This is a genomic window from Cellulomonas sp. P4_A2 (genome assembly GCF_056402515.1).
Genome location: NZ_JBFUHG010000001.1, coordinates 382,917 through 396,132, shown reverse-complemented (window position 1 = coordinate 396,132; position 13,216 = coordinate 382,917). Strand labels below are relative to the sequence as shown.

11 protein-coding genes and 2 tRNA genes are annotated in these 13,216 nt (G+C 70.5%); 2 read left to right on the top strand and 11 right to left on the bottom strand.

Annotated features, from left to right (window positions below; all coding sequences use genetic code 11):
• Nucleotides 1–14: 14 nt before the first annotated feature.
• Genes AC1DUE_RS02035 through AC1DUE_RS02025 form a run of 3 tightly spaced genes read right to left on the bottom strand, consistent with a single transcriptional unit; the run spans nucleotide 15 to nucleotide 2,583 of the window.
• Nucleotides 15–833 (bottom strand): ABC transporter permease, encoded by an 819-nt coding sequence (locus AC1DUE_RS02035; protein WP_477037705.1) that lies wholly within the window; start codon nucleotides 831–833, stop codon nucleotides 15–17.
• Nucleotides 833–1,660, bottom strand: a complete 828-nt coding sequence (locus AC1DUE_RS02030) for an ABC transporter permease (RefSeq protein ID WP_477037704.1) — start codon at nucleotides 1,658–1,660, stop codon at nucleotides 833–835. Before AC1DUE_RS02030 ends, AC1DUE_RS02035 begins: the two co-directional genes overlap by 1 nt.
• The gene (locus AC1DUE_RS02025; protein ID WP_477037703.1) at nucleotides 1,657–2,583 is read right to left on the bottom strand and encodes an ABC transporter ATP-binding protein; all 927 of its coding nucleotides are present in this window, start codon (nucleotides 2,581–2,583) and stop codon (nucleotides 1,657–1,659) included. The genes AC1DUE_RS02030 and AC1DUE_RS02025 overlap by 4 nt, the downstream gene beginning before the upstream one ends.
• A 97-nt stretch (nucleotides 2,584–2,680) precedes the next feature.
• Here AC1DUE_RS02025 and AC1DUE_RS02020 point away from each other — a divergent pair, with 97 nt between their 5' ends.
• Nucleotides 2,681–3,328: a GNAT family N-acetyltransferase gene (locus AC1DUE_RS02020; protein WP_477037702.1), complete on the top strand. Its 648-nt coding sequence runs from the start codon at nucleotides 2,681–2,683 to the stop codon at nucleotides 3,326–3,328.
• Here the strand turns inward: AC1DUE_RS02020 and AC1DUE_RS02015 are convergent.
• Complete coding sequence (locus tag AC1DUE_RS02015; protein ID WP_477037701.1) at nucleotides 3,325–3,573, bottom strand: SCO4226 family nickel-binding protein; 249 nt, start codon at nucleotides 3,571–3,573, stop codon at nucleotides 3,325–3,327. The two genes, AC1DUE_RS02020 and AC1DUE_RS02015, sit on opposite strands and share 4 nt — an antisense overlap.
• Nucleotides 3,574–3,686: 113 nt before the next feature.
• Here AC1DUE_RS02015 and AC1DUE_RS02010 point away from each other — a divergent pair, with 113 nt between their 5' ends.
• Nucleotides 3,687–6,509 (top strand): helix-turn-helix transcriptional regulator, encoded by a 2,823-nt coding sequence (locus AC1DUE_RS02010; protein WP_477037700.1) that lies wholly within the window; start codon nucleotides 3,687–3,689, stop codon nucleotides 6,507–6,509.
• Here AC1DUE_RS02010 and AC1DUE_RS02005 read toward each other — a convergent pair.
• From AC1DUE_RS02005 to gyrB, 7 genes are all read right to left on the bottom strand, one after another.
• Nucleotides 6,488–7,006, bottom strand: a complete 519-nt coding sequence (locus AC1DUE_RS02005; RefSeq protein ID WP_477037699.1) for a DUF1990 family protein — start codon at nucleotides 7,004–7,006, stop codon at nucleotides 6,488–6,490. The two genes, AC1DUE_RS02010 and AC1DUE_RS02005, sit on opposite strands and share 22 nt — an antisense overlap.
• Nucleotides 7,007–7,025: 19 nt before the next feature.
• A tRNA-Ala gene (locus AC1DUE_RS02000) sits at nucleotides 7,026–7,101 on the bottom strand.
• A gap of 34 nt (nucleotides 7,102–7,135) precedes the next feature.
• Nucleotides 7,136–7,255 (bottom strand): DLW-39 family protein, encoded by a 120-nt coding sequence (locus AC1DUE_RS01995; RefSeq protein ID WP_231505181.1) that lies wholly within the window; start codon nucleotides 7,253–7,255, stop codon nucleotides 7,136–7,138.
• Nucleotides 7,256–7,278: 23 nt separating this feature from the next.
• Nucleotides 7,279–7,352: transfer RNA gene (locus tag AC1DUE_RS01990), tRNA-Ile, on the bottom strand.
• Between the two features lie 73 nt (nucleotides 7,353–7,425).
• On the bottom strand, nucleotides 7,426–8,268 hold the full coding sequence (locus AC1DUE_RS01985) for a DUF3566 domain-containing protein (RefSeq protein ID WP_477037698.1): 843 nt from the start codon (nucleotides 8,266–8,268) through the stop codon (nucleotides 7,426–7,428).
• A gap of 146 nt (nucleotides 8,269–8,414) precedes the next feature.
• Nucleotides 8,415–11,018: a DNA gyrase subunit A gene (gene gyrA / locus AC1DUE_RS01980; protein WP_477037697.1), complete on the bottom strand. Its 2,604-nt coding sequence runs from the start codon at nucleotides 11,016–11,018 to the stop codon at nucleotides 8,415–8,417.
• A gap of 49 nt (nucleotides 11,019–11,067) precedes the next feature.
• Nucleotides 11,068–13,089: a DNA topoisomerase (ATP-hydrolyzing) subunit B gene (gene gyrB, locus AC1DUE_RS01975; protein ID WP_477037868.1), complete on the bottom strand. Its 2,022-nt coding sequence runs from the start codon at nucleotides 13,087–13,089 to the stop codon at nucleotides 11,068–11,070.
• Between the last annotated feature and the right edge of the window lie 127 nt (nucleotides 13,090–13,216).

Here is a 13,216-nt window from a genome sequence, read left to right as displayed (position 1 = left end):
AGGAGCGGCGTCCATCAGCCGAGGAACATGGTGCGCAGCCGTCTCGTCGTGAAGGTCAGCCCGAGCGCGATCATCACGACGAAGTACGCGACGTGCTGGAGCATGTCGGGGTCCAGCACCCCGAGGGTCAGGCCGCGCACGAGCTCGACGGCCTGGTAGAGCGGGAGCGCCTTGACGATGCCCTGCAGCCAGCCCGGGTAGACGGTCACGGGGTAGAACGTGGCGGAGAACAGGAACATCGGGAGCATGACGAAGTTGATCCAGTCCATCTGCTGGAAGGTCTTCAGGTAGCTGGTCACCGCCATCCCGAGGCTCGCGAACCCGAACGCCACGAGCAGCACCGCGGGCAGGGCGAGCACCGCCGACCAGGCGAGGTTCAGGCCCATGACCTGCATGACCGTCAGGAACCCGACCGCGTAGGCGCCGCCGCGCAGCAGGGCCGTGAGGATCTCGCCGAGCGCGACGTCCAGCGGCCCGAGCGACGTGGTGAGCATCGCGTCGTAGAGCTTGCCGAAGTGCATCTTGAAGAAGACGTTCCACGTCGAGTCGTAGACCGCGCCGTTCATCGCGCTGACCGCGAGGAGCGCCGGGGCGATGTACGCGGCGTACGAGACCGACCCGCCCGAGGGCAGCTCGACGTCCCCGATATAGGTGCCGAGGCCGACGCCCATGGCGAAGAGGTAGAACACCGGCTCGAAGAACCCCGAGAGCATGATCGGCCAGTTGGTGCTGCGCGTCGCCTGCAGCCCGCGCGCCACGACCGACCGGGCGTTGCGCGCGTAGAGCGCACCGACGCTGCCCGCGCGACGCGTGACCTCGGTCTCGACGGCCATCAGCGCAGCCTCCGTCGGAACACGCGGTGGGCCAGCACCCAGCCGACCGCCGCGTACGCGACGAGCACCGCGTAGTGCCATGCGACCGGCCAGCTCCCCGGCGGCAGGCCGTACGACATCGAGCGCCCGATCTCGCTGGCGTGCCACAGCGGCGAGATCCAGCCGATGGACTGCAGCCACAGCGGCAGGACCGTCAGCGGGAAGAACGTGCCCGAGAACAGGAACAGGGGCGTGAAGATGAAGCGGTTGACGAGCGCGAACTGGCCCTTGTCCTCCGTGATCGACGCCGAGTAGGCCATGAGCGGGAGGCCGAACGCCATGCCGCCGAGCACGCCCACCAGCGGCATCCACGCGGCACCCCACGGATCCCCGACAGCGCCGAAGGCGACCATGAGCAGGTAGTAGGCGGTCGTCGTGAAGAGCATCCGGAAGAACACGGACAGGATCAGCCCGTTCGCGATCTGCCCGGGCTCGATCGGCGAGGCGTTCATGCCCCAGAAGATCCGGCGCCACTTGAACCCCGCCATCACGACGAACGTGAACTCGTCCGTGGCAACCGTGACCCCGGACGTGGCCAGCAGCGCCGGCGCGACGAAGAGCAGGTAGCTGACGGGCCCGTTCGCACCGTCGGCTATCGGCTGGTCGAGGAACGTCGCCAGGCCGAGCCCGATGCCCAGCAGGTACACCGCTGGGCTCCCGATGCCCGTCATCACGATCGTCCAGCCGTAGGCGCGCATGCCGCGCAGCTGGTGCTCGGCCACGTACCAGGTGCCGAAGCGGCGGGTCCTGGTCGTCAGCTCTTGCTCCTGGTCCTGGTCGAGGGTCATTCGATCAGGCTCCGCCCCGTCAGCCGCAGGAACACGTCCTCGAGGCTGGACCGGCGCACCAGGCTGGTGGTCGGGCGCAGCCCGAGGTGCGTCACGCGCTCGAGCACCGCCTCGCCGTCATCGGCGTACAGCAGCACCCGGTCGGGGAGCAGCTCCAGCCGCTGCGTCAGCCCGGCCATCCGCTCCGCTGCGGCCGCGTTGTGGTCGGACCCGAACCGCAGCTCGACCACCTCGCGCGTCGAGTACTCGCGGATGAGGTTGGCAGGGCTGCCCTCGGCCATGATCCGGCCCTTGTCGACGACGACCAGGCGGTCGCAGAGCTGCTCCGCCTCGTCCATGTAGTGCGTGGTGAGCACGAGCGTCGTGCCGCGCTCCTTCAGCCGGAACAGCCGGTCCCACAGCACGTGCCGCGCCTGCGGGTCGAGGCCGGTCGTCGGCTCGTCGAGCATGAGGATGCGTGGCTCGTTGATCAGCGCCCGCGCGATCGTCAGCCGTCGCTTCATGCCGCCGGACAGGTCGTCGACCTTGGCCGTGCGCTTGTCCTCCAGCTGCGCGAACGCCAGCAGCTCGTCGGCGCGCTTGCGGACCACCGCCCGTGGGATGCCGAAGTAGCGCCCGTAGACGATGAGGTTGTCGCGCACCCGCAGCTCGGTGTCGAGGTTGTCCTCCTGTGGCACCACGCCCAGCAGCGACCGGATCTCGGGCCCGTGCGTGTCCGGGTCCCGGCCCAGCACCCTCAGGTCGCCCGCGGTCCGCGCCGAGACCGCGCCGATCATCCGCATCGTGGTCGACTTGCCCGCGCCGTTGGGACCGAGCAGCCCGAACGACTCGCCCGCGGGCACCTCGAAGTCGATCCCGTCGACCGCCGTGAAGTCCCCGAACCGCTTGGTCAGGCCGGTCGCGGAGATGACGGGAGCGCTCACAGCCCACCAACGTAGACGTGACCGCCGACAGCCGCAGAGCGGATATCCGGTCCGATTCCCCTTGCGTGCTCGAGCGCGAGCCCGACAGCCTTCTGCGATGACCTCCCTGGTGGACCTCTGGCCCGTCGCCGGCCTGCGCGTCACGTGCGGCGAGCTGTCGCTGCAGTTCCTCGACGACGACCGGGTCGTGGCGCTCGCCGCGCTCGGCGGCGAGGGCATCCACGACCCGGCCACCCTGCCGTTCAACAACCCGTGGTCCAAGGGCACGCCGATCGAGGTCGCGCGCAGCATCCTGACCTACCAGTGGTCGGCGCGCGCCAAGGTCGACCCGGAGAACTGGCAGCTCGAGCTGGCGCTCGTCCGCGACGGTGAGGTCCTCGGCGTCCAGAGCGCCTTCGCCAAGGCGTTCCCCGTCGCCCGCTCCGCCGAGACCGGCTCGTGGCTCGGCCGTCGGCACCAGGGTCGGGGCATCGGCACCACCATGCGGCTGATGATGCTGCACCTGCTGTTCGAGGGCTTCGGCGCGGAGGTCGCCACCACCGCCGCGTACGCGGACAACCCCGCGTCCCAGGCCGTCACCCGGCGGCTCGGCTACACGCCCAACGGTGTCGAGCGCGCCTCCCGGGAGGGCGCCCTCGTCGAGAGCCGGAACTTCCTGCTCACCCGCGCCGACTGGGCGAGGCAGGAGCGCCCGGACGTCACCCTGGACGGCGTCGCCCCGGTCCGGGAGCTCCTCGGCCTCTAGACCTCGACCGACACCTCGTACACGGCGTCGCACGGGTGGCCGGCGCGGTCGTGCACCCGCATGAGGGCCTCCTTGCTCGGGCCGTTGGACAGGCAGAACACCTTGCCCGACTCCGGGTCCAGCCACGCCCGCTCGAACGACATCCCCTCGTCGGCCTGGACGTCCAGGTCCGCCTGGTGCGCAGCGGCCAGCTGCTCGGGCGTCACGCCGAAGAATCCCTCGTGCACATCCATGAACGTCGCCATCGTCCCTCTCCTGTCCGGTTGTCCTGACGCGTCCAGGGTCCCGACGACGACACCTCCACCGCATCGGTCGAACGCCCTATCGCGGTCCCGAGCCTCCGCATAGATTCGTTGCCATGGCCTCCGGTCCGGGCGGCGTGCGCGTCTCGCCCGTCATGCTCGGGCGCGACGACCTCGTCGCCGTCGCTGCGCGCAGGCGGTCCGCGGCCGCGGACGGCGAGGGACAGCTGCTCCTGCTCGCCGGGGAGGCGGGCGTCGGCAAGACCCGGCTCCTCGACCACCTCTGCTCGACCGCCAGGGACGACGGCTGGGACGTGGTCCGTGCGGCGGCCTTCCCGCGCGACGTCGAGGTGGTGGCCGGCCTGCTCCTCGACCTCGGCGACGAGGTCGCGCGCACCGATCCGTCGCGGGGCGACCGCTTCGCGCGGGCCGTCGCGGACGGGGCGTCGCCCGGAGTCGCCGACGCCCGACGACGCACCCTCGTCGGCGACCTGTCGCTCGCTCTGGCCGCCCTGGGGGACGGGCCGCGTCCGGTGCTGCTCGCCCTGGAGGACCTGCACTGGGCCGACGAGATCACGCTCGACGCGCTCGAACGTCTCGCCCGCCGGCTCGCGGGCCGGCCCATGTTCGTCGTCTGCACGTTCCGGACCGACGAGCTCTACCCGAGCGTGCCGACCCGGCGGTGGCGGTCCCGGATGCTCACCCAACGCCTCGCCGAGGAGCTGCGCCTGCGCCGGCTCGACCGCGAGGACACCGGCGCGATGGTGGCCGCCATCACCGGCGCGACCTGGGACGTCACCGTGCTCGACGCTCTCTACGAGCGCAGCGACGGGATCCCGTTGCACGTCGAGGAGCTCATCGGCGCCGGAGCGCTGGTTCCGGACACCCTGGCCGACGCCGTCCTCGGTCGGGCGGCGAGCCTGACGCCGGACGCCTGGTCGCTCGCCTGCACCGCGGCGGTGATCGGGCGCTCGTTCGACGTCGACCTCCTCGTCGCGATCACCGGGGAACCCCCCACCGACGTCGACCGCGAGCTGACCGAGCTCGTCGACCAGTTCCTGGTCCTGCCGCGCGACGACGCCGGCACGTTCATCTTCCGGCACGCGCTCATCCGCGACGCCTTGGTGGAGAGCATCCCGCCGCTGCGCCGTCGAGAGCTGCACGCGGCCGTCGCCGCGGGGGCGGCGGGTCTGGGGGACGCCTTCCTCAGCGACCAGTACGAACGTGCGCGGCTCGGCGACCTCGCGCACCCGCACGCCCTCGCCGCGGCCCGGCAGGCTGCCGCCGTCTCGGCCCACCGGGAGGCCGAGGGTCTGTACGAGCGCGCCTTGCGCACGGCCCCGTCCGACCTCCCGCCGCGTGACCGCGCCGCCCTGCTTGCCGAGCTCGCCGGCGAGCTCGTCGCGATCGACGAGAACGGTCGCGCGGTCGAGCACTACGAGCAGGCGCAGGCGCTGTGGGTCTCGCTCGGTGACGTGACCGCCGCGGCGGCCGTGGCACCCGCCGTCGCCGCCGGCCGGCACCTGCTCGGGGCCGACCTCGACGAGCGGACCCGGCTGCTCGACGACGCGGTCGTCGGCGTCCGAAATCCGGCCGTCCTCGCACACCTCGAGTCAGCGCTCGCGGCCGCGTACATGCTGGACCGACGTCTCGACGAGTCCATCGAGCACTCGACCAGGGCGCGCGCGCTCGCCGCCGGCCTCCAGCAGACCGCCACGACGCTCGACATCGACGCGACCCTCGGGTCAGTGCTCGTGTTCGCCGGCCGGGGCGACGAGGGGTGGCCGCTGCTCGAGCAGGCGGTCCGGGCCGCGGAGGCGCAGGGGGCGGAGGCGGCCGCCGCCCGGGGGTATCGGATGATCGGCTCGAGCGCCTCGGTGCTCGTCGAGTACGACCGCGCGCGGCAGTGGCTGACCGAGGGCATCGCCTACTCCGAGCGCGTCGAGCGGTGGAACGACCGCCACTACATGACCGCGCACCTGGGCCACGTGCACTGGGCCACCGGCGACTGGACCGGTGCGGACGCACTCGTCCGGTCGGCCCTGCGGGACGGGGACCACGGCCTGACCACGCGGATCACGACGTTGCACGTGCTCGGCTACCTGGCGATGGGGCGGGCCGACCTGCCGGCGGCGCGGGACCGGCTCGACGAGGCGCGTGCACTGGGCGAGCAGATGCGCGAGCTGCAACGAATCTCGCCCGCCCTCTGGGGTCTGGCCGAGACCGCCCTGCTCGCCGGCGACACGACGGCGGCCCTCGACTGGTGCCGACGCGGGTACGCCGCGTCCCGCGAGGTCGACGACGCCGCCTACCTGTTCCCGTTCGTGGTCACGGGGACGCGGGCGCACCTGCTCGCGGGCGATCGTCCCGGTGCACGCGCCTGGGTGGAGGCGACGTCCGCGCTGCTGCGCCGGCGCGCGGTCCCCGGCACCCTGCCCGCGCTCGACCATGCGCGCGGTCTGGTGGAGCTCGCCGACGGACGAACGGGCGCGGCACGGGAGGCGCTCGAGACAGCGTCGCTCGCCTGGCACGAGCGCGGGCGGTTCTGGGAGGGCACGTACGCGCTGCTCGACCGGGCGCAGTGCGCGTTGCGCGCTCGGCGGTCGGCTGAGGCCGCCGGGCTGGCCGGGCGGGCCCACGACGCGGCAGCGCCCCCCGGGGCGACCGCGCTGGTCACGCTTGCCGACGACATCCTCGCCCGCGCCGTGCCCGACGGTTCTGCGGGCCCGCTCACGGCCCGGGAGACGGAGATCGCGGCGCTCGTCGCGGCCGGAGCGACGAACGTGCAGATCGCGGCGACCCTCACCATCTCGCCGAAGACGGTCGGCGCCCACGTCGAGCACATCCTCACGAAGCTCGGCGCCGCCCGTCGCGCCGAGATCGCCGCCTGGTACGCGTCGACGAGCAACGCCGCAGGTCAGCGCAGTGCGCGGCCGTAGCGACGCCGGAAGAGCCTCTGCGCGAGCAGCACCGCCGGGTAGGCGGCCCGCCACCGGCCAGGCCCCGGCCGGGTCAGGGACCGAAAGATGAGCCAGACGGCACCGTCGGCGTCCCGGTGCACGATGAAGGCCTCCTCGCCCGAGACCGGGTGCCCGTCGAGCGTGCCGTAGGCGAAGCCGCACCGGTCCGGTCGATCGACGACAGCGATGACCTTGACCGGCTCGCGGACCGTCACGGGTCCGAGGTGCGCCGTCAGCCAGCACCGGTCCGCGCCGGTCACCCGGCCCGCGGGTTCGACGGTGAAGCCGCTGCGGGTCTTGACGGCCCACTCGAGCACGGCGGCCGACCGGTCGGCCCAGTCGGCGTCACCGAGCCCGACCTGCACCGTCCGCTGGTACGCGCGAAATCCCGCGGGCTGGTCCGCCCAGATCCACTGGCCCGGCCGTGTCGCGCCGACGGCGTCGTACGTGAGCGCCCGATCAGCGAGCGGCCTCACGACGACGCCGTGAAAGGAGTGGTGGAGCCAAGGGGACTCGAACCCCTAACCCCCTGCTTGCAAAGCAGGTGCGCTACCAATTGCGCCATGGCCCCGTTCCCCGACCAACCGTGGGACGAGCCGATCCCGTCACTCGAAGGTGTCGGTGACCTCGGCCCACAGGTCGCGCTCGTCGCGATCCTGGGTGTACTTCTGCCAGACGACGAACGCTGCGGCGGCAACCGCCACGAGGAGCAGGAGCTTCTTCATCGGGTTCCCCCACGGGTCGGGAGTGGGCCTAACAGGACTTGAACCTGTGACCTCTTCCTTATCAGGGAAGCGCTCTAACCGTCTGAGCTATAGGCCCGTGCAATGCCGGATGAGACTACCCCAGGGCTGGGGTCAGTCCCAAACCGGCGATCGAGCAGGGGTAACGACGCTCAGTCGTCGGTCATGGTCACGTGCACGCCGCCGACCAGCGCGGCGACGATGTTGTACAGGAACGCGCCGATCGTAGCGAGAGCCGTGAGCAGGAACACGTCGACGACGGCGATGAGCATGGAGCCCGAGACGACGCGACGGAACTCGACGTACTGCTTCACGTCGATCGTGCTCTCCTGACCGGTGATCTGGGTGACCAGGTCGTCGATCTCCGCGAAGACGTGCATCTTGTCGAGCGTCAGCCAGACGACGACGACCGCGACGACGAGCATGATGCCGATGGCGACCGAGAGGAGCAGCGACAGCTTCATCACCGACCACGGGTCGATGCGGGAGATCGCCAGGCGCACGCGGCGAGGACCGCCGTGGGCGGAGACCGTCGGGATCCGCCCGCTCGACGGGCGCGGGTTCTCGCTCGGGGCGGTCGGCCGCGGGGCAGCGGGCTTCGCCGCGGGGGCGGTGGCGGGAGTCGCAGTCATCGTCGGATCCTCGGAACGGGGGCGGGTCAGGGACGCGAACGCCGCGGTGGTTGCCACCCCGGCCTTCTTGAACCACGCCGTGGTGGCGTCCACTGCCACCATCATCGGGGACGGAACGTCCTCCTCGGACTCTTCAGCGGGTGATGTCGCCTGAACGGGTTCCTTCTCCGGCGGGACGGTGACCCCGTCGCCGAGCCGGATCGACGTCTTGGTGGTGCCCGTCGAGGTGGCGGTCCGGCCCGTGCCGCCTGCCGAGCTGCCGGAGCTGCGGCCGGCCGACGTCGACGTGCGCGGCGGCGGCGGCGCGACGGTCGGGGGCAGCACGGCGGCGGACGAACCGTTGGAGCCGTTCGACGTGCTCATGGTGGGCACCTGGACCGACGCGTCGTCGGACCCGTTCCACGCAGCGTTCGTCCCTGTCCGCACGGGTGACGACGTGGTCTGCCGGCCTGTGGAGGCCGGGGAGGTCGGTCGGGTGCGCGGCGGGATCGAGGGCGGCGTGGAATCGGTCATGCGTCCTCCGGTGACGGATCGGTCGCGGTCTCGTCGGGCTCTGTCGAGGGCTCGACATCGCCGGGTTCGTCCGAAACCTGGGCATTCTCGCCGCCCACGGTACCTGCATCGTCGGCCAGGTGTCGCTCAGTGTTCCTCGCGACGGCGATGATTCTGTCGCCGTTGTCCGGCTTCGCGAAGATCACTCCCTGCGTGGTGCGCCCTGTCGCGTTCACCTCGGATGTGGCGGATCTCACGATCTTTCCGCGCTCCATGATGACCAGGACCTCGTCCTCGGCGTCCGCCACGAGTGCCCCGACGAGGTCGCCGTTGGCCTCGGGGAGGTTGGCCACCTTGATGCCCAGGCCGCCGCGACCCTGCTGCCGGTAGTTCTCCACCGTGAGGGCGGTGCGCTTGGCGATGCCGCCCTCGGTGACCGTGAAGAGGAACGCGTCCTCGCGCACGACGTCCATCGCGAGCAGCTCGTCGTCGTCGCGGAACTTCATGCCCGTGACGCCCGAGGTGGCGCGGCCCATGGGACGCAGAGACTCGTCGGACGCCGTGAAGCGGACCGACTGGCCCTTGCGGCTCACCAGGATCAGGTCCTGGTCGGAGTCGACGAGGCGCGCGGAGACGAGCTCGTCGGGCCGACCCTCCTCGTCCTCGCGCAGGTTGATCGCGATGACGCCGCCCGAGCGGTTGGAGTCGTACTCGGTCAGCCGCGTCTTCTTCACCAGGCCGCGCTGCGTGGCCAGGACCAGGTACTCGACCGTCGTGTAGTCACGGATGTCGAGCACCTGCGCGATCTTCTCGCCCGGCTGGAACGCGAGCAGGTTGGCCACGTGCTGGCCCTTCGCGTCGCGCCCGCCCTCGGGCAGCTCGTACGCCTTGGCCCGGTAGACGCGACCGAGGTTGGTGAAGAACAGCAGCCAGTGGTGCGTCGTCGTGACGAAGAAGTGGTCGACGAGGTCGTCCTCACGCAGCTGCGCGCCGCGGACACCCTTGCCACCGCGGCGCTGCGCCCGGTAGTTGTCCGACCGCGTCCGCTTGGCGTAGCCACCGCGGGTGATCGTGACGACCATCTCCTCCTCGGCGATCAGGTCCTCGATGCTGACCTCGCCGTCGAACGGCATGATCGTCGTGCGACGCTCGTCACCGAACTTGGCGACGATCTCCGCGAGCTCCTCGGAGACGATGTCGCGCTGGCGCTGCTCGCTGTCGAGGATCGCCTGGTACTCGAGGATCTCGGCCTCGAGCTTGGCGTAGTTGTCGAGGATCTGCTGGCGCTGCAGCGCGGCCAGCCGGCGCAGCTGCATGTTGAGGATCGCGTTCGCCTGGAGCTCGTCGATCTCGAGCATCTCCATCAGGCCGACGCGAGCCTCGTCCGCGTCGGGCGAGCGACGGATGAGGGCGATGACCTCGTCGAGCGCGTCGAGCGCCTTGAGGTAGCCGCGGTAGATGTGGATCTCCGCCTCGGCCTCGCGCAGCTTGAACTTGGTGCGACGGACCACGACGTCGAGCTGGTGCGCGACCCAGTGCCGGACGAACGCGTCGATGCTCAGCGTGCGCGGGACGTCGTCGACGAGCGCGAGCATGTTGGCGCCGAACGTGTCCTGCAGCTGGGTGTGCTTGTAGAGGTTGTTCAGCACGACCTTCGCGACGGCGTCCCGCTTGAGCACGATCACGAGGCGCTGGCCGGCGCGACCGCTGGTCTCGTCGCGGATGTCCGCGATCCCGGTGACCTTGTTCTCGCGGACGAGGTCGGCGATCTTCTTGGCCAGCGTGTCGGGGTTCACCTGGTACGGCAGCTCGGTGACGACGAGGCAGATCCGGTTCTGGATCTCCTCGACCTGCACGATCGCGCGCATGGTGATCGAGCCGCGACCCGTGCGGTACGCGTCCTCGATGCCGCGGTGGCCCAGGATCGTCGCGCCGGTAGGGAAGTCGGGGCCCTTGATCCGCGCGAGGAGCGCGTCGAGCAGCTCCTCGGTCGACGCCTCGGGGTGGCTGAGGTACCACTGGACACCGTCGGCAACCTCGCGCAGGTTGTGCGGCGGGATGTTGGTGGCCATGCCGACGGCGATGCCGGCCGAGCCGTTGACCAGCAGGTTCGGGAACCGCGACGGCAGGACCGTGGGCTCCTGGGTGCGGCCGTCGTAGTTGTCCTGGAAGTCGACGGTGTCCTTGTCGATGTCCCGGACCATCTCCATGGACAGCGGCGCCATCTTGCACTCGGTGTAGCGAGGGGCGGCCGCCGGGTCGTCGCCCGGGGAGCCGAAGTTGCCCTGCCCGGAGATGAGCGGGTAGCGCATCGACCAGTCCTGGACCAGGCGGACCAGGGCGTCGTAGATGGGTGAGTCACCGTGCGGGTGGAACTTGCCCATGACGTCACCGACGACGCGGCTGCACTTGGAGAACTGGCGGTCCGGCCGGTAGCCGCCGTCGTACATCGCGTACAGCACGCGGCGGTGCACCGGCTTCAGTCCGTCACGGACGTCAGGCAGCGCGCGCCCGACGATGACGGCCATGGCGTAGTCGAGGTACGAGCGCTGCATCTCGAGCTGCAGGTCGACCTGCTCGATGCGGCCGTGCTCGATCTCTCTGCCGGTGGTCTCGCTCAACGGTGTTCCTTACGTTCGGTGCGGGCGGGGACGAGTGCTGTCTCGACGTCTAGATGTCGAGGAACCGGACGTCCTTCGCGTTGCGCTGGATGAACGAGCGGCGGGACTCGACGTCCTCGCCCATGAGGATCGAGAAGATCTCGTCCGCGGCGGCGGCCTCGTCGAGCGTGACCTGGAGCAGCGTGCGGTGCTCGGGAGACATCGTGGTCTCCCACAGCTCCTGGTAGTCCATCTCGCCGAGACCCTTGTAGCGCTGGATCGCGTTCTCCTTGGGCAGCCGCTTGGTCCCGGCCAGACCGTCCCTGACGACGGCGTCGCGCTCGCGGTCCGAGTACACGTAGTCGTGGTCCGCGTTGGTCCACTTGACCCGGTAGAGCGGAGGCTGCGCCATGTAGACGTGCCCGTGCGTGATGAGCTCCGGCATGTAGCGGAACAGGAGGGTGAGCAGGAGGGTCCGGATGTGCTGGCCGTCGACGTCGGCGTCGGCCATCAGGATGATCTTGTGGTACCTCAGCTTGGAGATGTCGAAGTCCTCGCCGATGCCGGTACCGAACGCCGTGATCAGCGCCTGGACCTCCTGGTTGCCCAGCGCCCGGTCGAGCCGCGCGCGCTCGACGTTGAGGATCTTTCCGCGGATCGGCAGGATCGCCTGGGTGCGCGGGTTGCGACCGCGGACCGCCGAGCCGCCGGCGGAGTCGCCCTCGACGATGAAGACCTCGCACTCGTCGGGGTGGTTCGACTGGCAGTCGCGCAGCTTGCCCGGCATGCCACCCGACTCGAGCAGACCCTTGCGGCGGGTGGCCTCGCGAGCCTTGCGCGCGGCCATCCGGGCCGCGGAGGCCTGGATCGACTTGCGGATGACGTCGCGCGCCTCCGTGGGGTGCGAGTCGAGCCAGTCGCCGAGCTGGTCGTTGACGACCTTCTGCACGAACGTCTTGGCCTCGGTGTTGCCGAGCTTCGTCTTGGTCTGACCCTCGAACTGTGGCTCGCCGAGCTTGATGGAGATGACGGCCGTGAGGCCCTCGCGGATGTCGTCGCCCGTGAGGTTCTCGTCCTTCTCCTTGAGGATCCCCTTGTCGCGCGCGTAGCGGTTGATCAGCGAGGTCATCGCCGCACGGAAACCCTCCTCGTGCGTGCCGCCCTCGGTGGTCGAGATCGTGTTCGCGTACGTGTGGACCGACTCCGAGTAGGCGTTGGTCCACTGCATCGCGATCTCGAGGGAGAGCCGGCGCTCGGTGTCCTCGGACTCGAAGTCGATGATGTCGGGGTGCACGACCTCGACCTTCTTGGCGCCGTTCAGGTGCCGGACGTAGTCCGCGAGCCCTTCGTCGTACTTGTAGACGACGCTGCGGAACGGAGCCGCCTCGCCCTCGGCGAGCTCGTCGGCGGAGCCCGCGACCTCGTCGGCCGTGCCGAGGTGCGCGGGGCGCTCGTCGGTCAGCGAGATCTGCAGCCCCTTGTTCAGGAACGCGTACTGCTGCAGGCGCGAGCGCAGCGTCTCGAAGTCGTAGTCGGTCGTCTCGAAGATCGACCCGTCCGCCCAGAACGTCTGCGACGTCCCGTTCTCGTCGGTCGGCTCGCCCTTCTGCAGCTCACCGAGCGGCTTGCCGCCGTCGGAGAAGTCCTGCTGCCACGTGAAGCCGTCGCGCTTGACCACGGTCTCCACGCGCGTCGACAGCGCGTTGACCACCGAGATGCCGACGCCGTGCAGACCACCCGACACCGCGTAGCCCGCGCCGCCGAACTTGCCGCCCGCGTGCAGGATCGTCATGACGACCTCGACCGTGGGCCGACCCTCGGTCGGGTGGATGGCGACCGGGATGCCACGGCCGTTGTCGACGACGCGTACACCGCCGTCGGCCAGCAGCGTCACTTCGATGTGGTCGCAGTACCCCGCGAGGGCCTCGTCGACGGAGTTGTCGACGACCTCGTAGACCAGGTGGTGCAGACCGCGCTCGCCGGTGGAGCCGATGTACATGCCGGGGCGCTTGCGGACGGCCTCGAGCCCCTCGAGAACCGTGATCGCGGAGGCGTCGTACCCGCCGTTGCCTGACTTGGTGCCGCTCTTGATGCCATCCGTGGTGCCGGACGGGGGCGTGCTCTGATCGGCCACGGGCGGTAGTACTCCTCAAGCTCTCACACGCGACGGAGCGCGCCCGCCGCAGATCTTCGGGGCGGATCAGTCCATGACGCTGGAG

Bases quoted from the DNA above. Each gene is read 5' to 3' on its own strand.
- AC1DUE_RS02035 (WP_477037705.1), bottom strand. From the start codon at position 833: ATGGCCGTCGAGACCGAGGTCACGCGTCGCGCGGGCAGCGTCGGTGCG.
- AC1DUE_RS02030 (WP_477037704.1), bottom strand. From the start codon at position 1,660: ATGACCCTCGACCAGGACCAGGAGCAAGAGCTGACGACCAGGACCCGC.
- AC1DUE_RS02020 (WP_477037702.1), top strand. From the start codon at position 2,681: ATGACCTCCCTGGTGGACCTCTGGCCCGTCGCCGGCCTGCGCGTCACG.
- AC1DUE_RS02015 (WP_477037701.1), bottom strand. From the start codon at position 3,573: ATGGCGACGTTCATGGATGTGCACGAGGGATTCTTCGGCGTGACGCCC.
- AC1DUE_RS02010 (WP_477037700.1), top strand. From the start codon at position 3,687: ATGGCCTCCGGTCCGGGCGGCGTGCGCGTCTCGCCCGTCATGCTCGGG.
- AC1DUE_RS01995 (WP_231505181.1), bottom strand. From the start codon at position 7,255: ATGAAGAAGCTCCTGCTCCTCGTGGCGGTTGCCGCCGCAGCGTTCGTC.
- AC1DUE_RS01985 (WP_477037698.1), bottom strand. From the start codon at position 8,268: ATGAGCACGTCGAACGGCTCCAACGGTTCGTCCGCCGCCGTGCTGCCC.